A 24,997-nucleotide genomic window follows, 5' to 3' on the forward strand; every position below is an offset into this window, starting at 1 on the left:
GTAAGTTCTTCGTCTTTAAGTGAACAAATATAATTTTAAGAGCCCGCAAGTCTTATACCCTAATAGTGGTAATTTTAACATTAACTATTTATGTAATCTATAAACTCCTTATTTAAAACACTATAAATGAGGCGATATAGGTTTTACCATTTGAAATAGTGGTAAAATAAAAAACTCCGGAGGATCGTAAATCACTTTTATTCAATAAGATACGATTTTCACCAGGTTGCAAGTCAAATATAAATTGATTGAATATCACACCGGAAGTGCTCGTTAAAAAAACCTTATCATGCAGCGGATCGTTCACAAAAAATTTGATAAAAATCTTTTCTGAAGAGGGATTGGGGTAAATCGTAATTTGAGGATCAGGCACCTTCAGGCTTATACTAAAAATAGCATCATCTGCAATAATGGTGGAACGCCAAAGCCTGCGAAGGATGTCAAAATCACTGGAACGGGCAGACCTGGAAGTTACGATCTTAAATAAAGGATAAGCAGGATTAAGAGTAACGCCAGTGACACTTGTCCAAACTATGCGCAAATGGTCATCTGAAATATAAAAATTTTCATTTTCGACTATTTTTAAAAGTCCAGTACCCAAAACCTTAGAGCCTTTTGGAACCTTAAGATCAACAGCGAAGGCGTTTAAATTGGTCAGCCTTTTGGGCAGATAAAATCCCCATTCAAGGTTAGATCCATCAGATATTGGTCTTAAGTCAAGCGAAATGTCTGATTGGCTTCTTTCTTCTAATCCTGTCAAACCTACTACGGCAGAATTATTGACATCACCTACTTTTACCCCAATGAAATCTGCATTTTTCATAGAAGTAACCAAAGGATCGTACTCTATGGTCTGAGGGTAAATCCAGGGATTTGCCAGGTCCTGAAAAACAAAAGATTTGGGAATAAATATCCAGCTTTTATTATTTGGAAAAGTAGTGCTGGTGCCCAATATAATTTTTTGAAGAGAAATAAGATCTGAAACAGTAATAGATCCTGAATTATTGACATCAGCAGCGATCAGCAAATATGGATCCGTGAGAATAGATTGTCCTTTGATGTGCTTTTCAATCAATAATAAGTCTATGGTACTCACTCCATTGAGTATGTCATCATCTTTATAGGGTATCAATTTTACATTGGTTCCGCTGTTTAAACTAGAGATGGAGTATTCACCGGTAGGTGCTGTTGTAGAGGATACATTAATAATGTTGGTAGTTATTTTTACCCCGCTAATGCCTGTGGAAGCAGAATTCATTACTTTGCCATCAATAGAGAAATCCAAACTTGAAGTACAAGCTAAAGTAGCTGGCACGACTTGCAGTGAAATTTGACAAGTAGCCTGATAACCAGCCTGATTGGTAATCCACAATGTCCTTGTCCTTACGCCTACACTGTCACAGGTAAAAGTTGCGATACCTTCCTCAACAATGTCAGAAAAACTATATTTTAAATTTCCTCCGCTGCAACCTGGTAATGTCCCTGCATCAAAATCCTGTGCATGGACTAAAACACTTCCTGAAGATGGTATAAAAACCTGGGAGGGTGTCGTCACACAAAAAGGTATTGGACTACTCCCATCAATAATGTTTAAATCAGAAAGGGAGCTATCTCTATTACCACAAAGATCAGAGGCAACCACTTTAATTTTGTGATGACCTATAGGTAATCCTTCCGGAACGATGATCATGGTTTCATGCCCTAACAATAAGTCTTCACTTTCATTGGCTCCAAGATCCAAATAGGCGGTCATCTGAAGCCCTGAAGTAGGGGTGCAATCATCTGACAATGAAACATTCAAACTAATAGACGGCGACAAACATTCATTGTCAGAAAAAATAGTCGAATCACCTATGCTGATCGATGGAGGCCGAGTATCTTTAAACCTAATCAATTGTCGATACTGCATAAAGCCATCTCCTCCATCTTTAAGTGAACGGTATACACAATATCGATCTGTCGGGTCTGCTACTATGGTATCGTTGAGTATGATATCGGGATCAACCCTGTCCGGTGAAAATCGACTCAAGCAAGTATCTAAAATATACCATGACCTCATAATAGCCAGGCAGCTAGCCCCATCAGGCACAATAGAATCGCTATGAGTCACTCTAAGGCTGTTGGACTGAAGCCCTTTAATGAATGGATAGCCAGCCAGTTGAGCCCCCAATGTGTCAAAAGAATTAACTCCATTGCAATCCAATTGGAGGTCTGCTGGAAAAATTACTTCAAAATCTGATCGCTTTTTAACGGAAAGTATTTGCGAAAAATGGATAGTTTGACCACAAGTAGAAGCCAGGTCCCAATAGCGGATTACTGTGAGATCACCACATAAGCCGGCAGTCATACTATCCTTATGATCGACTGTCCAGGATTGATCGCAACCTAAACCAAGGCTAAACTCCATGGCCGAACCTGGTGATTGAAACACAGGTCTGTAGAATATTGAGTCATAATCCAAAGCAGAAACAGCTATGTCCTGATCCACATATCTACTGCAATAAATAGGTCTTACATAATTGTTTTGATCATATCCACTGCAATCACTTCGATAATGGTAGATGCCAGTAGAGTCATAGGTTACATCGTCGTTTACCGGTCCTCCATAAAATCTTGCAATCTGAGATGAGTCACAATTACACCCAATTGCTCCAGGCCAAGATCCGGGAAGATAAGTTTCGCCAACACAAGATGCACTTCCGCAACAAATGATTTGACTATCCTCTTGCGCGCCATCAGCATAAATAAGGAGATCAGGTAAAGCTGGAATAGTGGGAAGTGTGGTATCCTTAACTATAATATTAATGTCAATCTGTGCAAAAGAAGTACCAGAAGATTCAAACACATTGCGCAAATATTCTCCTTTACAAGAAGTCGAATCATTTAACTCCTCTGAAAGTCCCAGACGAAATTCTGCTTTCTTATCGTTCAGGGATTTAAAAAATACTGAAAAACAAGATATTGGGTATCTTTCAATACAAGGTAAAGCTGCCGGTACAAAAGAATTGGCCCATATCCTGAATGCAGGGAACATTAAATAATTATACCAGCTCTGTTTGTCACAAGCAAAGCTTTCACTTTTTGCAGGAAGGTCGCACAATGAAAATCCCCGCAAAATCAATGCCTGGCTACCGCACGAGGACAGATCTACATAAGGTTTGAATACAAAAGCATTGATCCATTCATCGATCTGTTGGTCATACCAGGCAGGATGAAAAGTATATTGATCACTGTCCTGGCAAACGGAATTCAAAGTCGTTCTTAAATAATTGGAATAATGATCTACGGAATCTTTGACCGCAATCGTCATCAAGAAATTATTACAACAATTACTCCGGATCATAGGTAGATAATCGGAAGCATAGATTCTGGACCAACAGGTGGCTGGATCTATAAAATGGCTTTGTAAGGAATCAATTAGAATGGATGGCTTTAAAATGCCATTGATAATAAGGCACACTTCTTCTCTCCTGGCATTAAAACATAAGTCTGCAAAAGTATAAACAAGGTGATACCCACCTTTGGGAATGGTTAGATTAAAAGGCAGTAAACTATTGACCACGATGAGCTTGCCGGGGTTTAACAGATCTGGGTAAGAAAACTCCAGACGCTGAGATACTGCATTGCAATCTTCGATGTCGGGCAATAAATCGAAATTAACATTGGTTGTGCATTGGTCAGATTCTAATTGAATGTTAAAGCCATTCAAGTTTTTCACTTGAGGAGGTGACAAGTCTTCGAGCGTGATATTCTGAATACATACCGTGTCCAGTCCTCTGCAACTACTTTTTAGCCTCCACTGTCTTCTAATCTTATAGGTCGATCCACAACCGGCTATTATTAAGTCATCATATTTTATACTACTCAGGCAAGCTCCAAGAGAATCAGGAATGATCTGACCATTGATCATTGGATAAATGAGCACTGATGGCGCAAAATCCAATCGATTGTCATGATTCAGATCAAAACGGACACTTAGATAATTTGGGGTAAGATCTTTGGCGACAATACCGGGACTCAGTAGTTCGCAAGAAATTTTGAAGTCTTTTGGGCAAACCAGGGAATCCAAAGTCAGGGCTCTAACATAAAGGGTATCAATACAGGTATCTCTAAGACCGTTTTTGTCCTTAGTTTCTACAGATTGAAAAATCAAGCCAGAAAAATGATTTTCGCAATCCATGGTTTCAAACCTGGTAGAAAGTATAGTATATTCAAAGCCAGAGCAAGTATAAATATGATCAATCCCCCGAAGATTTTTCTCCCAATGGAGGCAATCTACTGTATCATTTTGGCAAAACGAATATGGAGATTGTGATTCATTGACTTTCAGATATCCAAAACAGGCAGCTTTGCTGGCAGAGTCCGTGACTTGATATAAAAAAGTCTGCCCAAGATGGCTCTGATCGAGTGCTACACTGCCCAAGTCAGAAGTGCCTTCAGGGTAAAAAAGTTTTAAATAAAATTTGCATGGTGCATAAAAATTGTCTACAAAACTACTCACCTCCGTCACTTTATAACAAGTATCTGAAGGGAGCTCAATAGTGACCAGTGGCTTACAAACTGGGGCACAGGCACTTCCACCTGGCATCGATTTTTTATAGATGATGATATCTGCTTCCCACCCAATTGAATTGCCGATGGTGGTGCTGAACCATTCGAAAGTAATACATCCGTCGGGAGAGTGACTTTTATGCAAGGTACCGGTGGTAAGCTTCATCCCATTGACTGAAACACCTTGATTCTGGCTATTATATAAGATCGGTCCTGATGTGTTTTTACCAGAAAAAATCCTAAGACGATCGCCCGTCACGATTAGATACTCAATAAAATTGACTGCTACAGTATCTCCCTGACTGCATAAAGTATAAATAGATGTACAGTTGGTAGATTCGTTAAATGGATCACTGCAATTTTTATAATTGCCTGGCTGATCGGGAATTCGACTTCCACCCTGACCACCTGAGTCATAATATTTGTCACCTGTGGACACTTGGATGGTAGCAGAATCTTTGTCTTTGCCCTGGAGGATAATCTTGGATTGTGCAAAACTGGAAAATCCAAATAAGAAAAAAGCAATAAAAACCAGGAAAGAGGGCATATGCCTTCTTACGATGTGTAACACAGGATATGAGTGAAAGTATTGCACTTTACTCTATTTGTCTTTAAAAAGTTCTGGTTCTAAAAATTCTCGGTGATCTTCTTTGCAGAAAATCAACACAAAAGTAGAATGAAAAAATCAGGTAATCTGCCTGATTTAGTTAAATTTTCGAATATAAATTTATTTAATCTATAACAAGGGTATCAGCCTCTTTTCTCTGGCAGCCTGCATCAAAGAAATGCTGTTTTTAACACCCATTTTCCGAAACAAATTCTTTCTGTGCACTGCGACGGTCTGGTCAGAAATAAATAATTGTTCACTGATGGTCCGATTGTTAAGCCCTTTGCATATGAGCGCTAAAATCTCCTTTTCTCTAAAGGTAAGGTGAAAGTCCAGACGGCCGGCGGCTCGTTGATTGGCGACCATTTGATTGAGGTCAGGATGTATTCGAAAACCATGAGGCATCACTACTTCGTTGGAAATAATTCTGGTCAGTGCATCCAAAAACAAGTCTTCGGAGCTATGAACATAGACTAAACCATTAGCCCCCTTGATAAAACATTTTCTGGTGACTTCACTATACTCCGGAGTAGAAATCAATAAAATCTGGGATTTTTTGGATTTTTTTTTGATGGCTTCGACCAATTTGATTTCGTCATTCCCTTTAGAAAAAACACCTATAAAAATCAGTTCTCCTATCCAATCACTTATTTTTAATAGACATTCTTTTGGATAAAGCCCTGTCCTAATGCAAGCAGTCTGCCCGGGTTTAAACTTTTCCATCAAAGAAACCAAACCTAGATTGTACAAAGGATGAGGATAGACTATACAATAGGAAATCATGCAGGTACGTAAGATTTAGAATCAACCACCATATGAGTGCCGCCCTGATACATCGCATAACTAAAACCAGGCTGCAACGCAAATGAACCTATCTGACCCTTTTGATTAAAGGCAATAAAAGCCACTTGAAATTCTTTATAATTATTGTTCTTTTTAACGATTCTTTTTATAGCCTCTTCGCAGGCTTTTTGGGGTGTATACCCTTGCCTCATCAACTCAACTATCAGAAAGGTAGAACATTGTCTTAATACTACCTCTCCCAACCCTGTACCGGTGGCAGCCCCAATTTCATTATCCACATATAGTCCAGAACCAATAATTGGGCTATCCCCTACTCTTCCTGCCATTTTATAAGCCAGACCACTGGTGGTGCAGCCCCCTGCGATGCGATTTTGGGTATCCATGACCAACATGCCTATAGTATCGTGATTCTCTACGTTAATTTTTGGAGCATATTTGGAGGTGATTTTCCATTTTTCCCATTCCTGACGAGAAGACTCAGTCAATAAGTTTTCTTTTTCAAAACCCTGAGTCACTGCAAAATCCAAGGCGCCTGCTCCGACCAAAATCACATGAGGGGTATTTTCCATTACTTTCCTAGCCACTGAAATCGGATGTTTTATATGTTCCATAGCACATACAGACCCGGCCTTTCCTTCATGATCCATGATACAAGCATCCAATGTCACTCGACCATCCCGGTCTGGTAATCCACCATAACCCACACTGGTATTGGTAGGATCTCCTTCAGGGATTTTTACACCTGCTTCAACGGCATCCAATGAACTCATACCCATCGATAAAGCATTTGCAGCAGCTTCATTCGCTTCCTGACCAAAGCCCCAGGTCGACAAAATTATTGGAGGTGCATATTTAGGTACCTTCGGACGAGCAATATTAAATAAAGGCAAAGTCGCCAAACCAGTCACCTGGCGCAAGAATTTTCGCTTGTTTTCTGTTTTATTATCCAAAATCAAGAATATTTATTTTTAATGTAGACAAGGTAATTATTTTTGAGCATGCTGAAAAGTTTACTGTACTATGTATTTAAGGTGATCATATGGTTCTCATCGAAGTTATCGGACAAAAATTTGTATAGGTGTTCCAATATAATAAAGGTAGTATTGTATAACCTACTTGGATACAGAAAACAAGTAGTTATTAAAAATTTGAGAATGTCATTCCCTGTCAAAAGTGCCGCTGAAATCGCATTATTGGCAGAAAAATACTATCAACATCTTAGCGATCTTATCATGGAAACCCTGGCTTCCTACAGCTGGTCCAGGGAAAAATTAGCTACTCATTTTAAGTTTACCAATTTGGGCGTTTTACAGCCTTACCTGGAACAAAAAAAACGGATGGTGGGCGTTTCAGCTCATTTTGGCAATTTCGAAATCGGTGCCATACTCATCCCGTCACAACTAAAAGTGCCCGGGTATGCCATTTACAGGCCTTTGGCCAACCCAAAACTGGAGCAATGGATGTATAAGAAGCGTACAAGGTCCGGTCTAACCATTGTGCCGAGTAAGGAACTAAGACCAATGATCGAAAAGATGTCATCACCCGGTATACTGTTTTTGCTGGCTGACCAAAACCCATCCATCGTTCAAAAAGCATATTGGGTAAATTTTCTGAACAGGGATACTGCTTTTGTACATGGTCCTGCCAATGTAGCCAAAGAGCATAATATGCCAATACTGTTCTTTGATTCAAAAAGGGTAAAGCGTGGTTATTATGAGTCCGAGATATCAGTCCTTGTAGATGATCCTACGAAATATACGCATCAACAAATCACTGAAATGTTCGCAAAAAAACTCGAACATATACTGCAGGAGCGCCCGGATGATTGGCTGTGGTCTCATAAACGATGGAAATGGGCTAAAATCAATGAAGAAATAGTCAGAATTTGATAAGAGGCGCGTTTGTAAAAATCAGTTCATCCAATGTAGAGTATTTTTGACTTGGGAACATGAACTGTACGTGGCGCAAAAATATAATTCCTTCGTTGGTATTGCTGCTGTCAAGCTGTTCTCTTTCGATATGCATTGGTCAACAAAATCCTTATGTAAGAAATATAAAGATTGAAATAAAAGATTCTATCAAATTGGTGGATACATTGTATATCATACCCGAGTCTGTCACGCTGCTACCGGACCAACTGTCTGCATTCAGGTATGTAGTTGAGGGAAAAGAAATCACTGTATACAATCTAACAGAAACGCCAAAAGAGATAAACTTAATCTACAGCGTATTGGCAGGCTCACCTGAAATCAACATCACTGGAGTCGATACAGGTATGCTGAGTGATATCCTTGAAAATGTACCTATGGGCTACCGGTATCCGCCGTCAGAATACAAAAAAAACAAAGAGTCAAACAATGAAATACAATATATAGGAGCCTTTGGCAGGGGGCTGAGTTTTGGGAATAATCAAAATGTAGTACTCAACTCTACACTTAACCTCCAATTGGCCGGAAAACTGGGTGACGATATAGAAATCAATGCAGCCATAACAGATGAAAATCTGCCAATCCAGGCAGATGGTAACACTCAACAATTAAATGAAATAGACAAAGTATTCATCGAAATAAAAAGGAAGAATCAGACCTTATTGGCAGGCGATCAGCAACTCAAACCTGACGATACCTATTTCCTAAAATATTATAAAAAATACAAAGGGTTACAATTCCTGACGAAAAATGATTTATCCGACGGAGGCACTATAGAGACCCAATTTGGCGGGGCGATAGCCAGGGGAAATTTTAAAAGACAGACACTTGATGTGCAAGAAGCCAACCAAGGCCCCTATCGATTGACTGGCAATGGCAGCGAAATATTTATCATCGTATTATCCGGTTCTGAAAAAGTCTACCTGGATGGACAGCTCCTCACCCGTGGACTTGAATATGATTACGTGATGGACTACAACCGATCAGAGATCAGTTTCACCTCAAAAAGGTTGCTGAATCGAAACAGCAGAGTGATCGTGGAATTTGAATTTTCAAATCAATCCTATTTGAAATCAGCCTGGTCACTGCAATCAAGATATCACAAAAAAGATATCACACTACAGTGGAATAGTTACACCGAAGGTGATAATAAAACTTCAAATATCCTTCAAACATTGACGACAGAAGACAAACAACTTTTGAATCAAGCGGGAGATCAGCTCAATAATCTGAATAAATCAACCATCAGGAAAGTGGAACCTGGAGTAGAACCAAATACAATTCGATACAACTTAGTGGACACGATCGTGAGCGGGGTGCAATACCTGGAAGTGCTGATACTCGCACCAAATACCAGCACCAATAACTATACCGCGCAATTCAATTATGTTGGCCAGGGGCAGGGAAACTACATCACAGAACATGAATTATTCACCAACGGAAGAGCATATCGCTGGGTATCGCCTGATCCAGGTACAGGCATCAAAAATGGAGCATACGAACCTACAATCAGTTTGACAGCTCCAAAAAAACAAATGCAACACTCTATGTGGTTAGAGTACAAACCATTGAATGGACTATACAGTAGGTCGGAGATCAGTCTTAGTAATCTGGACAACAATCTGTATTCTTCAAAAGACAAATCCGATGACTATGGCCTGGGCTGGAAGCAACAATTAGTTATAGAAAAACAATTGAATCCAGCTGGACTGACCTGGAAAAACGAATTTTCGATTGAAAAGATATCGCAAAATTTTAGCATTATCGAACCATTTAGGAACCCTGAGTTCAATCGGGACTGGAGCCTGCCTTCCAATAGCTCTTCAAGCGGAAAAAGTCTACTTTGGGCACTCCAAAGCGGACTCCATCAAGATCATTTTGTAGCCAATTATAAATTGCAGCGATATACTCAATCTTCTTTTTATCAAGGTATGATCCATGGGTGGAATCTGGCCTTTGACCATGCGGGCACCACAGTCAAAGCTTCCGGATCAGCCATGTTCAACTCATCTATGATCAGCACCGGATCTTTGATCAGACCTAAAATGGAACTCAGGCAATCCATCATCAAAAAAGGGCATCATACTGCCGGAATCAGCCTCGACCAGGAAACTAATAAACAATCATTTGAACCCAACACTCCTTTGTTACCCAATAGTTTTTCTTTCAAAACTTTGAGGGCATTTGCGGAAGGCAATCTTGCCAATAACAAATCTTCCTACCGGGCTGAATATGCTATCAGACAAGATGAAAAAATAAATGGGGAACGTTTTGAGAAACACTATCATTCCAATGAATATGCGCTCGAACACCAATGGAGGATCAATGAATACACTCAATGGAACTTCCGGGCTGCCGGCAGGAAATTATCGTATGATCAGGTCATAAATCCTATACAAGAAAAAAATAGCACCAACCTACTTGTTCGGCAGGCATTTGTCACCCGTACCAAGAACAATGCTTTTCGATTCAACCAGACTATCGAAACAGGCAGAGGACAAGAACCGAGTATCGAATACACTTATATTAAAGTAAATAAAGGACAGGGATATTATACCTGGATAGACATCAATAAGGACTCTACTATCCAGGTCACAGAATTTGAGTTGGCTCCATTCAGCGATCAGGGAGAGTATATACGCTATGCGATCAGCGGCAATGACTTCGTAAGTACCAAAAATTATCTTTACTTACAAAATTTTGAATTTGATGGTATAAGGCTACTGCAGCCTCAATTGCAGAAAAAATGGTTTCACAAACTAACATTTGCTTCCAGCTGGAACTTCAATTGGAAACTCGCTGATGAAACCGCCTTTGTACTGCCTATCGATCCGAATCCAGACCAGTTAATCTCACTCCAGGGCATCATGCGAAATCAACTATATTTAAACAAAGGAGCTCAAAAACTTGAGCTTCAAGCCGGCCAGTTGCTGAGTACCAATAAATGGAGACTCACTACCGGATATGAAATAAGAAGCAATAAAGAATATTTCTTAAGGTCCCGGCAAAGAATAAATCAATCACTCAGCTTTGAAAGTTACCTTGCATCTACCGCTCAATCAAATCATGCAGCGTTTTTTAAAGAAAAAAATTTCACTCTTCAATCATGGATTATTGAGCCAAAGCTTCACTTTCAATATAAAAACACCTTGCGCTTGTCCGGTTCCTATCGTTATAAGACAGGCAATGAGCAAATAGCCAAAACCCATACGATGGCCCACGAGACAAAACTTGAGATCACCTCACAACCCTGGCCCACCTGGAGCTTGCGCAGCTCTATATCTTCGATCTGGGCCAGCCTGTCCGGTCCATCCAATCCTTGGACAGAGTACAGCATCCTTCAAGGATTGAGGCCTGGCAAAAATTTATTATTACAACTCAATATCGACAAAGAAATCAATGCAAATACCACGCTTAGACTGGGATATGATGGCAGGCAAAGCGAGGGCGGAAGATATATCCAGACAGGCAGGGCACAAGTATTGGCTAGTTTTTAATTTTGTATTCTATATTAAACTATATTGTCTAATCATCTTATGCGAATCATCCTCATATTAATCATTTTAACGGCTCTTATAAAGCCATCTGCGGGACAAGAATATTGGCACTCTATCGAAATGTCTCATTCCCCGAAGTCTGGAGGTAAAATCTATCAACTAAATATTGAATCATTTTTGACAGCCATCAAGCGCAAGGAGTATGTAAGCATCCCTACTGGTACAGCATTTTCAGAAAGATTGGTTTTTGAAGAAAGATCTAATTTTTCAGCTGAGCTGGCGGCAAAGTATCCAGCGATCAAATCATATGTAGCTCAGGGCGCGTCATCCACATTTTACCTGGATATCTATAAAAACAAAATCCATTTATTTTCATTAGCGGCAGCAGAGGCCAGTTTTATCGAACCCATTGAAGAAAAACCAGACACTTATGAATTTATTCAGTCGAATAACTTACAAAATATAAGCTCTTCCTCTGAAATATTTCAGTGTCAAAATCAAGATATAATGCTCACTCCTTCTACTTTGAATCAAGGATCATTTGGAAATCTGCCACCCGAAAAAATTTCACTGCGGACTTACCGTATGGCCATAGCTACAACTGGAGAGTTTTCGAATAGACTAGGCAGTACTAAGGAAGAAATATTGGCTGGGCTCAACGGTCATCTCACCAGGATCAATGCAGTGTATATCAAAGAAAGTGCCATTCAATTTAATCTCGTAGCCAATAATGATACTTTGTTCTTTACTGATCCTCTGACAGACCCATATACGAATGGCAATACCGGTATCATGCTCGACCAAAACCCAACGGTCTTAAATGATAGAATAGGTCTCAATAACTATGATATAGGACATGTATTTGGCACCAATGCCGGAGGCATCGCGCTATTGTCCAGCGTGTGTACAGCTAACAAAGGTGCAGGCGTGAGCTGCTCATACGGACCTTTTACGGATCTACTATTTTATACGATACCATGCCATGAAATCGGCCATCAATTAAGCGCTACTCATATATTCAATCTTTGTGACAATTCTAATGAAACCTCTTCAAGCGGATTTGAGCCCGGTAGCGGAAGCACCATTATGAGTTATGCTGGAGCCAGCAATTGTGGCCCAAATTATGTGCAGGCTCTACCCGATCCATATTTTCATGCATATAATCTCCAACAAATAAAAACATACTCCAAGCAGAGTACCGGATCGCTTTGTGGAACTAAAACAGATCTGACCAATGTCACACCGGTCCCTGTGATTATGAATAAAACAAATGGATTTATCCCCATTGGCACTCCCTTTGAGTTGTCAGGCACCGCCACGGACGATCTCAGTGTTCCTGTTTATACCTGGGAGCAACTCGATCTTGGCCCCAAAAGCATCTTAGGAAGCCCTGTGAGCACTGCTCCATTGTTCAGGTCATATACACCTTCGCTTTCCGGGGTACGAATCTTCCCAATATTGCAGGACATTTTATTCAATCGGGCCAGCATCACTGAAGTCCTGCCCACGACTACCAGACCATTGACATTTAGATTTACAGCCAGAGACCTCGATCCCTCCGGAGGAGGAACACAATGGCTGGATATGGGCCTTCAGTCGACTACAGCAGCAGGTCCTTTTAATATAATTGACTTTAACAGAGATACCACCTTAAATCAGAGCAGTCTCGTCAAAATCAAATGGAACGTAGCCCATACAGATAAAAGCCCCGTCAGCTGCAATCTGGTCAATGTATTTTGGTCAGATGATGGAGGTAATACATTTAGACAGAGATTGGCTAGTGACATTGCAAACGATGGCGCTGAATGGATCACAATGCCATCGACTGCAACCGACAATGGAAGGATAAAAATAAAAGCCAGTGAAAATGTTTTTTTCGATATCAATAACGGCAAAATAAAACTATCCCCTGAGCTACCATCCTTACCTATGTTAGGTGCTCAATCGGATTTACTAACCATATGTAATGGAGAAACCCAAAGTGTTAGTTTGATAACTTCCAATTCGTCGAATGAAGATTCAATCAGACTTTTGATTCCTGATTTTTTCCCCTTCCTATCATTCAAATTTGGCAATCCATGGATGACCCGGGCAGATACTACAATGCTTTTAATATCGGTAGATGAAAATGCCCTTTCGCAAATACTGCCCATCATGATTAAAGGCATCAGGAAAAACCAGGATACTGTCGATATAAGCTTTAACATCAAAATTCTTTCTGGCAATCAGCACCTATTATCCCCAATGAACGGCGCAGACCAGGTCTCGACCAATACCCTCCTGAAATGGCAAAAAATATCTGCAGAAGGTAATTATGTCATCCAACTTTCAGAAAATGCATCCTTCGACCCTACCGTTTGGTCAAAAATCATTACCGAGCAGGATACGATCGGTGATCCAGACATAGAACTCGCTCAAAACATGCTCTATTTTTGGAGGATCAGACCGCAAAGCTTTTGTGCGAATACTGATTTTAAATTCAATGTGTTTCATACCCAAAGCCTGGCTTGTAAAACGTATTCTGCCACAGACCTGCCAAAGTTTATCTCTGCCACAGGAACGCCCACACTCTCGTCGAGTATCAATGTCCCTGATTCGATTGCTTTAAATTTGATCACTTTGCCGATAATACGAGGTGCCCATGATTTTGTGGGGGACCTTACACTGAGTTTAAAAGCCCCCAATGGAGACAGCTCCATTTTATGGGCAAGACAATGCAATAACCTCAGTAACTTTAATTTAGGACTCGATGATCAGGCCTTGATAGACATCACCTGCCCGTTGACTGATCGAAAGCTGCACAAACCATTAAATCCTTTGAGTGCTTTAACCCGATCGAATTCCAAAGGAATATGGTCTTTGAAAATCCAGGATGGCAATAGTGGAGCCGGAGGCAGCATGGATGAATGGTCACTCCAACTGTGTGGCGCGGTGCCTGGCAATGGCCCCATTCTTAGTAATAACAAGCCCATTGAAACATTTGAATTCAAAACGGTCATTGTGAATAAAGCCTTCATAGATGCTACCGATCAGGACTCAAGTCCGGATCAAATCACCTATACCCTATTGGAAACACCATCGTTGGGTGTCTTATTAAAAAATGGAGTCGACACGATCAAAATCGGGAGCTCATTCAAACAAAGTGACCTCAACAGTGGCAGCATAAGCTTTACCGGACATTCGGTCATTGCAGACACCACCGAACATATTAAAATCATCCTGGTCGATGAAAAAAATAATTGGTCCGGCATCCAGACGATTACATTAAAAATCCTGAATGATATCGCTATAGCTGTGATTAACGATACCCCACAGGATGATTTGAAGGTATTCCCCAATCCATTTGGCTCTTACCTCAGGTGTGAAAACTCCGCACCGGAGCCTATATCTATAAATATCTTTTCAATACAAGGCCGACTTCTGCGAAAGTTCAATCTAGGGCCAAATGAGCACAGAACTGAATATGTGAATCTACCAACAGGCCTCTATATTTTAAAATACATTCCTCGTGGGTCAGGAGCCAAAACCCTGAAGATCATATGCCTAAAATCTTAAATTCACTAAAGATTTGCAATAATTGTACTACAGAATAGCTATTACTTGGGTAATTTTGCCTTCTTTTATAGAATCACTGGCGCGTGGATAAAAAACTTCCTATTTATAAAGATCCTTTTTTATGGCGGAATATTTTTGCCATGATTTTATTTTTGTTGACATTATTGATGATCACCTCCTGGTGGCTCAAATGTTACACCAGGCATGGGCAAAGCATCACCCTACCTGACTTTGTGGGCAAAAGTATGGAGGAAGCTGCTCAGATGGCCTCCAAACACGATTTTGTATTGGTAAAAGTGGATTCGTTGTTTAAAGTGGACCAGCCTGGCTCTATGATATTACAACAAACGCCTATAGCCGGATCTTTCGTCAAAGAAGACCGAAAAGTATACCTGGTGGTGACAAAGCATGGTGCTGATCTTGTCCCGGTGTCTTCTCTTCCTAAGCTGTATGGGCAAAGTTTTGAAGTAAAAAAATCAGAATTGCAACGAGGATTTGATATCAAAAGCAATATCGCAGGATATGTCTACGATGCAGGTCCGGTCAATTATATCATGATGGTGATCTACCAGGGGGATACCATCCTTAGTTCTAAAATCAATAGGCAAGAGTACAAACTACCAAGAGGGGCCACCCTTGATTTTATTCTTTCTACAGATACAGGTGCAGACATACCGGTGCCCAATGTGGTATGTATGACTTATGACGCCGCCCAGTTTTTGCTTTCCAGCATGGGCTTGATCATAGAACAGATCGAAGAAGATGTGATCGATGACATCAATGCCAGCTACATCATCCATCAGGAGCCGATTTTTGACCAGGACAGTAAAATGAAAAGTGGCGACACTATTAGAATATTTCTCAATAATAAAAAACCGGTATCTTGTCCAGACTAAATTATGGATATATCTGTAAGCGAATTAAAATCAAAAATGGAGGACAAAGAAGATTTTGTGCTTCTTGATGTCAGAGAGCTCTACGAATACGATGAGTTTAACCTTGGTGGCAGGCTCATTCCACTGGGCGAATTAATGAGTCAATTAGACACTATTTCGGTCGACAAAAACAAAGAAATCGTGGTTTATTGCCGATCTGGTAACCGCAGCGCCATGGCCAAACAAATACTTCAGCAATCCGGGTATACGCAAGTGAGAAACCTGTTGGGTGGAATCATGGATTGGGAGGCTTCTTTTGGACAGTCAAGACCCTAAAATTTATTCTTCCACATCATTGACTCGAGTGGCTTAGGGCTTCGGGTAGTGTATTTTGCATCGGTTTTGGTGTTATAGGACCTTAAAATCTCACCGTCAACCGCAAAATAGATTAGTTGACCGATCGGCATACCTGCATATATACGTACAGGCTGCACGCAGGAAAGCTCCAAAGTCCAATAGTTACAAAAACCTACATCCCCTTTACCCGCGGTGGCGTGGATATCAATGCCAAGGCGACCTATGCTTGACTTTCCTTCCAGAAAAGGTACAGCATGGTGCGTCTCCGTGTATTCCTCAGTTACACCCAGGTAGATTACCCCGGGTTGCATCAAAAATCCATCTGGTCCTATCTCTGATTCAATTACTTTATTGTGTTTTTTGGCATCCAACTCATGCGAATCATAAATGGATAAATATTTACCAAGATGCACATCATAACTATTAGTACCCAGGCATTCTTTACGAAAGGGTTCGATGACAATCAATTTGAGCTCAATAGCCTCTAGTATTTTGTGGTCAGATAATATCATATATTGTGAAAAAAGTGCCCAAAATTAGGACAAACTTTATTTTTACGAAAATATGCCTCAGATATTTCACTTTCAAGACTTAAATCAGACTGTAACGGTGTGGAAAATTCTCGAGCCAATTTCATTTTTTATAGACCATCTTCCGTCGGAGCTACATTCTCTTCCATTCAAAATAGAAGCAAAAAACCTGGAGTGGCTGGCTGCAAGATACCTATTATATCAATTACTAGACAGCCCCATTATAAAGAAAGATGCTAACAAAAAGCCAGTGCTGGTTGGAGACCAAAGGTATATATCTATCAGCCATACCAGCGATATCGCTGCTGTCATGGTGGCCACCAAACCCTGTGGTATAGATGTAGAAAAAGATCTACCTCGTATTCATCGGATCGCTCACAAGTTTTTAAGCCCTGAAAAACTAAGCTTGATCAAAGGTCCCAAAAATCAAAGCTTATTATACCAGGTATGGTGTGCCAAAGAGGCTATGTATAAAGCCTATGGGTTGGGCGGACTTGATTTTAAACATGACCTCACCGTAGACCTTAACGCACTATTAAAAGGGCAGGCTTCGTTTAATGGGCAATTGAGCAGAAGTCAAATACTAGTTAAATTTCTATTGAAATATGAAAAACCAGCTGAAGAGTATCACCTTGTCTACGGTACGGTCGTATAATATTCTGTACTGCTTTTTTCTATTGACAATCATTTTATCTTGCCAAAATCAAAAGGGCCAGCAACCACCAATCATTGAGTCCATACCCACCGTCAACCATTTTGATGAGTTTTATCAGGCTTTTCATGAGGACACTAATTATCAACTTGTCCATATCAGATTTCCATTAGCCGGAGAACCTGAACAATCTGATCCTGTGGTGTATAACGACACCTATCACTGGGAGCAAGATAATTGGGTATGGCATAAACCATTTAATGACCAGGACACCCTGTTTACCAGGCACTTTGATGTATACGATTCATTATTAATTAAGGAGACCATCTTTCATAAGTTGAGTCCGATGCGATTGGAGAGAAGGTATGCATACAATGGATCATCCTGGTTTTTAATCTATTATTCTCCCTTGCGTATGCCGGTATCTATTGAGATCAATTAAAACAAAATCTGACCGCAATTCCGGTTTCAGGATGACTCAATGATATTTTTATTCATGGTTAAATAGATATCACCAAATCGATGAGGGAAGGGCGAATGCTCCAGTATGTTCGTAAACTCATTGACAGGCACCCACTGGCTATACATCCAACGCTGGCTTTCTCCCGGGGAAAAATTGCAGTGATAGCTACCTAATGTGTTTAGTTTTTTCAAACAACGTATGATTCTTTCCAGATCAAAGGCAAGATATTCTAAAGAGATGGTCTCAATGGCATGATTCAACCCCTGGATAACTTCCCATTCAAACCCTTCTGTATCAATCTTGCAGAATGAAGGCATCCCATAATCTTGGATCATCATATCCAAAGTGACTACCTGTACCTGCAGCTGTTTGTCCCAGGTGGATGGCTTCCAGGAGTATTGGTTGATACTATATTGCCAATCAAGTTGTCGGGCTGTAGAGATCGTTGGGCTCCTGGCGCTAATATTAAATATGGTAGTGCCAGCTTCTGCGCCAACCACGGCCTTGAGTAAATAAAAATGCTCATTGGATAAAAATCGTTTTTGCAGATACTGCACACAAATCGGTTGTGGCTCTGCAGCGATGACCCGAGCTCCAAGAGCTAACCAGGCTTCGGATCGATTACCTAAATGGGCACCAATGTCGAATACCAGATCACCTTTGCCAATGAAGCCGGAATAAAAACCTTTGAGCCGCCTTTGGTTAAATGGTTTGCCGTAGTACATCAACCACGACCTCCATAATCCATATCGTTCAGCCCAGCTCAATGTGTGATAAGTTTAGTGAATAGTGCTTTCCAGTTTTTACCATCCAAAACAGAGGGTAATACATGCTCTTTTAAAATTGCTAAAAAATATTTTCTATCAACATTTTGAGCCCCAAGGCTCGAGAGGTGATCCGAATAGACCTGGCAATCGATGATCTCAAATCCGTTGGCATTTAAAAATTTAACACCTTGAATAAACGCAGCTTTTGAAGCATTGTCTTTTTTGGCAAACATGGATTCCCCAAAGAAAACTTTGCCTATACCGACGCCATATAGTCCACCCACCAGTTGGCGGTCAGACCACACTTCAAAAGTATGTGCGTAGCCAAGACGGTGCAGCTCTAAATAGGCAGACTTAAAATGCGCATCAATCCATGTAGCCTGCTGTCCTTTTCTTTCAATGGAGGCGCACTGAGAGATCACCTGCTCAAATTCAGTATCACAAGAGTATTGAAAAATATTTTTATTGAATACATTACGCATACTTTTAGATATCTTAAGCTGATCTACAAAGAGAACCATTCGGGGATCTGGACAAAACCAATAAGGCAGCTTGTCCTGAATAAACCATGGAAACAACCCAGAAGTATAAGCGCTGATTAAAGTTTCAGGATAAAAATTGGCTCCAACGGCTACCAGGCCTTCTTCATGATCGTATTCTAAATTGTATGAACCGAAATCGACCGGATATCCATCATGCTGGATAAGAAGAGGTGGCATTCATCAATTGGTCTGCTTTACTCCTTCTATTACTGCCGACAGACCTCTGTCGACCAAGGCGTCTTTCAACGGCTTGAGCGAGTCTAGTGGAGCAGTCTTTACTGTAGCCTTGCCTTTAAAATGAATGATTAATGACAACTGCTCTGATTGCTCAAATGAATGCCCGCAGATATCCATTAGACATTCTATGACCCAATCAAATGTATTTACATCATCATTGTAGACGATCAAAGCTGAAGGATCACCATAATCGAGATTCAGATCATCGACTAAGACTTCTTCATCCTCATGATATTTAGTATAGGTATTCATTATAATTTAAATTGTAGGATTAATCAATGGTTTCTAAAGCTCGCTTAAGCGCCTCAAAATCCGGTAGGTGGCCTGCATTCTCCAACACTTCACGGTATTGGATCGTTCCATTACTGCCAATTACAATAACGGCCCGTTCTGCAACTCCGTGCATATCACAAACAAAATCCTCCCGGTATACATCATATGCTCTGATCACGCCTTTGTTAAAATCACTCAACAAGGTATACTGCAAGTCTTTATCTTCTTTAAATCGTTTGAGCGCAAAAGGAGAATCTACAGAGATGCCAATCACTTCAGCTCCCAGTTTTTGATAAAAGGACAAATCGTCGCCTACAGAACACATCTCCTTGGAGCATACACTGGTCCAGGCAGCAGGGAAAAAAAATAAGATAATTTTTTGTCCAATTTTGTCTGAAAGATTGACCAATGATCTATTGGTATCAAAAAGAGAAAAATGAGGAGCAACCTGACCTATATTCATCAATTACAAAAATATCCACAAAATTAAAGAATTATATAGCATTCCAAGTGCTTTTAACTATTAATAAATGCCCTTCTAAGGAACTCTATTTTGTCAGCATCGATCTAAAAAATAATATATTTAATCCTTTAGATACAGCTACTAATCCGAAATGAAAGAAGAATTTAAAGCTTATATATCCATCCATCTTGCAGTCATATTGTTTGGTTTCACAGCTATACTGGGTGCTGTGATCACACTTCCTGCCATGATCCTGGTGTGGTGGAGAGTGATGATTGCAGGCATTGGACTTACTTTTTTTCTAAGAGACTTCCACTTTTTAAGGACGATATCCAGATTACAACTCCTGCGATTCATCGGAATAGGTAGTATTATCTCAATTCATTGGGTCTTATTTTTCTTATCTGTCAAATTGGCTGGCGCCTCGGTGTGCCTGGTATGTATGGCTACCACTTGTTTATTTGTCAGTTTTATCGAGCCTATACTTTTGAGAAAGACTTTTAGAAAACTCGATATTGGAATTGCCCTCCTGATAGTACCTGGTATGGCGATGGTCGTGCAAAGCCTGGAGGTCTCACGATATCCGGGAGTATTGGCAGGATTGTCCAGTGCCTTTTTAGCAGCGATTTTTTCAACTTTAAATAAAAAATACATCCGAAATATCACTATTTGGCAATTATCATGGATCGAAATGTGGAGTGCATTTCTGACCCTCAGTTTGATCCTTATCATCAGTATACCATTGGTAGGAGCCTGGGAGTGGTGGCCAGCAAGTACCGATTGGGTGTACCTATTGATACTGGGATTTGTGTGTACCACTCTAGGGCATGCTATGTCCTTATATGCACTCAAATCCATATCTGCATTTGCGCTCAACCTGGTGATCAATCTTGAACCGGTATATGGAATGGTCCTCGCTGCACTTATGTTAGGAGAAAACAAAACTTTAGCTCCTGGTTTTTATGTAGGAGCTACTTTGATCATATTATCTGTATTTTCTTACCCCATCATTCAAAAAAGATTAGCCCATGCTATTTCATGAACGCCTGTATAATTACAGCGATACCCATAGTTATTCGATGCCAGTATATCTTGATCAATTGGATCGTGAGACCGGACTTACTACCGTCAATCCATTTATGTCCTGTGGACCCGTCATGGGAAGATGGCTGATCCAAATCAGTGAATGGATTCAACCAAAACACATTCTGGAGATAGGCACTTTTACCGGTTACTCTGCGCTATGCCTTGCTCAAGGTTTGCAATCAGATGGCATTATAACTTGCCTTGAAGTCAATGAAGAGTATGAATCTATCATCAGGAAATACTTTGCGATAGCAGAAAAATCGAATCAACTAAATTTAATTATAGGGGATGCGATAGACACCCTGGATCAATTGATTGACCAATACGACCTGGTCTTCATCGATGCCAACAAACAAATCTACGAAGTGCTATATGAGAAAGTCGTCACAAAAATGTCTCCCGGTGGCATTATATTGATAGATAATGTATTATGGTATGGTAATGTCCTTTCAGAGCATATGGACAAAGAGACCCAAGCCATCCATGCATTTAACCGCCATGTACATCATGATCCGAGAGTGAAAAGTTTCATTTTACCTATCCGTGATGGAATCACTCTAATCAAAAAGCTTTAAAAATAATTGATATACCCTATATGGAGCTTGACTGCCCTTAAGTCAAAGCTTCCTGGAAAAACCTTGCCGACGGAAGTCGAGACGGATAATAATCCCAGTGAGGTATTGACGACAATGCCTGCCCCGATACCCCATTGTGTAACGTTGACAAAATCTTCAGCCAACATTTTGTGAAGTCTTGCCAAATCAGAATGTGCGTAGATATATGACCATTCTCCTGTGTGCAATCTCCATTCATTGACCCATAATAAATAATCTTTGGCATAAATCGATTCTTCATCAAATCCCCTAAGTATGTTAAATCCTCCCAAACGAAATAATTCATTTTGCTTTAAGCCAGGTGAGGCTGATTTAAAGCCAGATTTTACAGCACTATACCATGTACTGAAATTGCCAATGGGTCTATAACTTTCTAAGTCAACACCCCAATTGATTGAATATCCATTTTTATTGAATGGACTGTAAAGGCTGGAGAATGAAAACAGGCTATCTGCCGGGTCCCTTAATGCAGTGATGGCGGGATTGCGGACTACGGTTCTTGCAGCACCAGTGATATTTCCCCGTAATACTATGCCTCTTCGGGGATTTCTTACAACATCAAGTTTCCTCCATTGGAAATTGGAACCGAGGTAATTATTGCGAATATCAAGTGCCGAAGGCAAGGTCCGGGTAGCCATGATTTTTTCCAGATCAGGTTTAAGCAAAGATGAAGTATAAGTGCCCACATTGATCTTGAAATCGCCGCCTGATCCAATATGCCAACTAGCACCTACTTCTGCACTGACATCCAGAAATAATGAATCTCTTTTGTACAGATTAAAACTGGCAGTAGTACCAAATGGCAAATTCAATAAATAAGGTATGCCAAGATCTATTTTTAGACTTTGACTATTATTCTGAAGACTTTGGAAATTTATCCTGAAGGACTCTCCCTGTCTAAATTGATTCAGAAAAAGAGCATTGAGCGTACCATTGATTTTCAATCCACCGCCGGAACCGGATGCAGGTAAGAACCCGAGTAATGCGTCAAGATGGTTTAGTTTTTTTTCTTTGATATAAAGCCTTATTCTGGCTTTATCCCTGTGGTAAGTGACCAATGGAAGCGCATATGATTCCAAAAATGGATACTCTGCCAGTGCATTAGAATAAGCCAATAATTTTTGTTTGCTAAACAATTTTCCGGGTACAAGCTGGATCGCATTGAATATCAAGTGTGGCGATAGTTTGATATCATCATCCCAGGTGACTGTGTCTATCATTACTACAGGACCGGTGATCAGTTTAAATTTTCCATTCAAAGTACCCTGAGAAGTCCGTATGCTATCGATATATATTTGGGCAAATGGATAACCTTTTTGATCCAAAGCTTCGATGATATTATTCATAGTTTCCCGGCATTCCATAAAGGTCCAGGTAGTTTTATGATTATACTTTTTATACAATTCTGCAAATAAAGATTGGTAGCCCTTCAGATCATTCAGGTTGATAGTAGTCCAGGTGTATCTTGGGCCTAAGTGAAATAAAAAAGCGGCTGCACTGTCAGGAGTATTGATATCCAACAAATGAGCCTCCAGGTAACCATCCTCGTGTAAAGTGTCTAACCATCGAGTGGCATTGTTATGGAGGGTCTCAGGACTCAGCAGAGTTCCAATATGGATTGGTAGATTGGGAGGGGGAGTTTGCTTGCCGATGCTGTCAAAGTATACCAATGCTATCGGCTGATTCTGCGAGAGAGCAACAAAGGAAATAAAATAAAATAAAGAAAAGCATTTCCATTTGATCGGCATAGATGGTGCTAAATTACAAGGAAGCAGCTATTTTGTTGCCAAATAGCATGGCAGGCATCTACATTCATATTCCTTTTTGCAAACAAGCATGTGTCTATTGCAATTTTCATTTTTCTACCAATATGAAGCTAAAAGGTGTATTGCTTGATGCCCTTCTCGAAGAAATAACGCTTAAATCAAACTACTTAAATGGAGCCTTGATCCAAACCATCTATTTTGGCGGCGGGACGCCATCGCTACTGACTGATTTCGAAATCAGACAAATACTCGATCGAATAGCAAAACACCACCCTATCGACCCGGGAGTAGAAATCACTTTTGAGTCCAATCCTGATGACCTTCATCCAGCTTATCTCAAAGAACTCTATGAGATCGGTATCAATAGATTGAGCATCGGCATACAATCTTTTATACCTGAAGATATGACCTATATGCATCGGGCGCACACTCCTAGTCAATCCATTGAAGCAGTTCTGTATAGCCAGGATGCTGGTTTTGGCAATATCAGTGTAGATTTGATCTATGGGGTGCCCCACTCTACTATACAGACCTGGCAGAAAAACCTCGCGAAAGTTTTTGAATTAAAAGTGCAGCACCTATCTTGTTATGCACTCACCATTGAGCCAAGGACCGCCCTCGCCCATAAAATTAAAATGAATCTCGCGCCGGCGCCTGATGATGAAGAGACGATCTCCCAGCTAAATCACCTCATGGACCTAAGTCCTCAATATGGATTTGAACAATACGAGATTTCTAATTATTCCTTGCACGGATTTAGATCCAGGCACAACAGTAGCTATTGGCACGGTGATCACTACCTCGGGCTAGGGCCTTCGGCCCACTCCTATGATGGCAATTCCCGACACTGGAATGTAGCCAATAATGCAACCTATATTCAAAATATCCGGGAGGGTCGTCCATATTTTGAACAGGAGACACTCAATGATTCTATGAGATACAATGAATATATCATGACCAGCATCCGAACCAAAGAAGGGATATCATTTCAAAAAATTGATGAACAATTCAAGCCTCACTTCGTAAGTTTGATTTCAAAGTGGCTAGAGCAAGGCTTCATTACCAAAAAGTCAGCGTTTTATTCGCTGACAAGAATGGGTGTTTTTATAGCGGACAAGATTAGTGCTGACCTGTTCATTTAAGTCATCAAAGCTAAGATCTTACAAGCTGCCTCAGCCAAATTGGTACCAGGCCCAAATATAGCGATGACTCCCTTATCAAATAAAACCTGATGATCTTGTGGAGGAATAATACCTCCAGCAATCACCAGTATATCTAAGAAGGGATATCGTTTCAAAAAATTCAAGAGCAATTCAAGCCTCACTTCGTTGGTTTGATTCCAAGGTGGCTCGAGCAAGGATTCATCAGTGAAAAGTCAGCGTTTTATTCGCTGACAAGAATGGGTGTTTTTATAGCGGACAAGATTAGTG

The 24,997-nt window shown here is 40.4% G+C and carries 20 protein-coding genes; 10 read left to right on the plus strand and 10 right to left on the minus strand.

All coding sequences use genetic code 11. The features are described 5' to 3' along the window. Positions 1-112: 112 nt before the first annotated feature. The 3 genes from IPJ09_08705 to IPJ09_08715 form a co-directional block, all read right to left on the minus strand. Positions 113-5,122 (minus strand): hypothetical protein, encoded by a 5,010-nt coding sequence (locus tag IPJ09_08705; protein ID MBK7371508.1) that lies wholly within the window; start codon positions 5,120-5,122, stop codon positions 113-115. A 165-nt stretch (positions 5,123-5,287) separates the two neighbouring features. Next, entirely contained in the window at positions 5,288-5,941 is a 654-nt protein-coding gene (locus IPJ09_08710) for a response regulator transcription factor (protein MBK7371509.1), read from the minus strand. Then, on the minus strand, positions 5,938-6,912 hold the full coding sequence (locus tag IPJ09_08715) for a N(4)-(beta-N-acetylglucosaminyl)-L-asparaginase (GenBank protein ID MBK7371510.1): 975 nt from the start codon (positions 6,910-6,912) through the stop codon (positions 5,938-5,940). Before IPJ09_08715 ends, IPJ09_08710 begins: the two co-directional genes overlap by 4 nt. Before the next feature lie 48 nt (positions 6,913-6,960). Between IPJ09_08715 and IPJ09_08720 the strand changes: the two genes are divergently transcribed. The 5 genes from IPJ09_08720 (at position 6,961) to IPJ09_08740 (ending at position 16,153) form a co-directional block, all read left to right on the plus strand. Continuing rightward, positions 6,961-7,851 carry a lysophospholipid acyltransferase family protein gene (locus IPJ09_08720; GenBank protein MBK7371511.1) on the plus strand — a complete coding sequence of 297 codons (891 nt, stop codon included), beginning with the start codon at positions 6,961-6,963 and terminating at the stop codon, positions 7,849-7,851. 197 nt (positions 7,852-8,048) lie between these two features. Then, positions 8,049-11,387: a hypothetical protein gene (locus tag IPJ09_08725; GenBank protein ID MBK7371512.1), complete on the plus strand. Its 3,339-nt coding sequence runs from the start codon at positions 8,049-8,051 to the stop codon at positions 11,385-11,387. A 120-nt stretch (positions 11,388-11,507) separates the two neighbouring features. After that, on the plus strand, positions 11,508-14,942 hold the full coding sequence (locus IPJ09_08730; protein ID MBK7371513.1) for a T9SS type A sorting domain-containing protein: 3,435 nt from the start codon (positions 11,508-11,510) through the stop codon (positions 14,940-14,942). A gap of 140 nt (positions 14,943-15,082) precedes the next feature. After that, complete coding sequence (locus tag IPJ09_08735; protein MBK7371514.1) at positions 15,083-15,838, plus strand: PASTA domain-containing protein; 756 nt, start codon at positions 15,083-15,085, stop codon at positions 15,836-15,838. After that, the gene (locus IPJ09_08740) at positions 15,839-16,153 is read left to right on the plus strand and encodes a rhodanese-like domain-containing protein (GenBank protein ID MBK7371515.1); all 315 of its coding nucleotides are present in this window, start codon (positions 15,839-15,841) and stop codon (positions 16,151-16,153) included. Here IPJ09_08740 and IPJ09_08745 read toward each other — a convergent pair. Further along, entirely contained in the window at positions 16,150-16,686 is a 537-nt protein-coding gene (locus IPJ09_08745) for a dCTP deaminase (GenBank protein ID MBK7371516.1), read from the minus strand. The genes IPJ09_08740 and IPJ09_08745 overlap by 4 nt on opposite strands. A 52-nt stretch (positions 16,687-16,738) precedes the next feature. On the opposite strand from IPJ09_08745, the gene IPJ09_08750 reads away from it, so the two are divergent. Continuing rightward, positions 16,739-17,359: a 4'-phosphopantetheinyl transferase superfamily protein gene (locus IPJ09_08750; protein ID MBK7371517.1), complete on the plus strand. Its 621-nt coding sequence runs from the start codon at positions 16,739-16,741 to the stop codon at positions 17,357-17,359. Next, positions 17,310-17,798, plus strand: coding sequence for a hypothetical protein (locus IPJ09_08755; protein ID MBK7371518.1), 489 nt, complete (start codon positions 17,310-17,312; stop codon positions 17,796-17,798). Before IPJ09_08750 ends, IPJ09_08755 begins: the two co-directional genes overlap by 50 nt. 26 nt (positions 17,799-17,824) lie before the next feature. Here IPJ09_08755 and IPJ09_08760 read toward each other — a convergent pair whose 3' ends face one another. From IPJ09_08760 to IPJ09_08775, 4 genes are read right to left on the minus strand one after another with little or no spacing between them, the layout of a single operon-like run. After that, positions 17,825-18,586, minus strand: a complete 762-nt coding sequence (locus IPJ09_08760; GenBank protein MBK7371519.1) for an FkbM family methyltransferase — start codon at positions 18,584-18,586, stop codon at positions 17,825-17,827. Further along, positions 18,583-19,305, minus strand: coding sequence for a leucyl/phenylalanyl-tRNA--protein transferase (locus IPJ09_08765; protein MBK7371520.1), 723 nt, complete (start codon positions 19,303-19,305; stop codon positions 18,583-18,585). The genes IPJ09_08760 and IPJ09_08765 overlap by 4 nt, the downstream gene beginning before the upstream one ends. Positions 19,306-19,308: 3 nt before the next feature. Beyond that, on the minus strand, positions 19,309-19,617 hold the full coding sequence (locus tag IPJ09_08770) for an ATP-dependent Clp protease adaptor ClpS (GenBank protein ID MBK7371521.1): 309 nt from the start codon (positions 19,615-19,617) through the stop codon (positions 19,309-19,311). A 19-nt stretch (positions 19,618-19,636) separates the two neighbouring features. Continuing rightward, positions 19,637-20,101 (minus strand): redoxin domain-containing protein, encoded by a 465-nt coding sequence (locus tag IPJ09_08775; protein ID MBK7371522.1) that lies wholly within the window; start codon positions 20,099-20,101, stop codon positions 19,637-19,639. A 151-nt stretch (positions 20,102-20,252) separates the two neighbouring features. Here IPJ09_08775 and IPJ09_08780 point away from each other — a divergent pair, with 151 nt between their 5' ends. Both IPJ09_08780 and IPJ09_08785 read left to right on the plus strand, forming a co-directional pair. Then, positions 20,253-21,143, plus strand: coding sequence for a DMT family transporter (locus IPJ09_08780; GenBank protein ID MBK7371523.1), 891 nt, complete (start codon positions 20,253-20,255; stop codon positions 21,141-21,143). Then, entirely contained in the window at positions 21,130-21,762 is a 633-nt protein-coding gene (locus IPJ09_08785; GenBank protein ID MBK7371524.1) for a class I SAM-dependent methyltransferase, read from the plus strand. The genes IPJ09_08780 and IPJ09_08785 overlap by 14 nt, the downstream gene beginning before the upstream one ends. On the opposite strand, the gene IPJ09_08790 is transcribed toward IPJ09_08785, so the two are convergent. Further along, positions 21,759-23,549 carry a hypothetical protein gene (locus IPJ09_08790; protein MBK7371525.1) on the minus strand — a complete coding sequence of 597 codons (1,791 nt, stop codon included), beginning with the start codon at positions 23,547-23,549 and terminating at the stop codon, positions 21,759-21,761. The two genes, IPJ09_08785 and IPJ09_08790, sit on opposite strands and share 4 nt — an antisense overlap. A 2-nt stretch (positions 23,550-23,551) precedes the next feature. On the opposite strand from IPJ09_08790, the gene hemW reads away from it, so the two are divergent. Next, positions 23,552-24,709: a radical SAM family heme chaperone HemW gene (hemW, locus tag IPJ09_08795; GenBank protein ID MBK7371526.1), complete on the plus strand. Its 1,158-nt coding sequence runs from the start codon at positions 23,552-23,554 to the stop codon at positions 24,707-24,709. On the opposite strand, the gene IPJ09_08800 is transcribed toward hemW, so the two are convergent. Beyond that, positions 24,706-24,924: a hypothetical protein gene (locus tag IPJ09_08800; GenBank protein MBK7371527.1), complete on the minus strand. Its 219-nt coding sequence runs from the start codon at positions 24,922-24,924 to the stop codon at positions 24,706-24,708. The two genes, hemW and IPJ09_08800, sit on opposite strands and share 4 nt — an antisense overlap. Positions 24,925-24,997 lie beyond the last annotated feature (73 nt).

The sequence above is a fragment of the Saprospiraceae bacterium genome, from assembly GCA_016709995.1.
Lineage (GTDB): Bacteria > Bacteroidota > Bacteroidia > Chitinophagales > Saprospiraceae > JADJLQ01.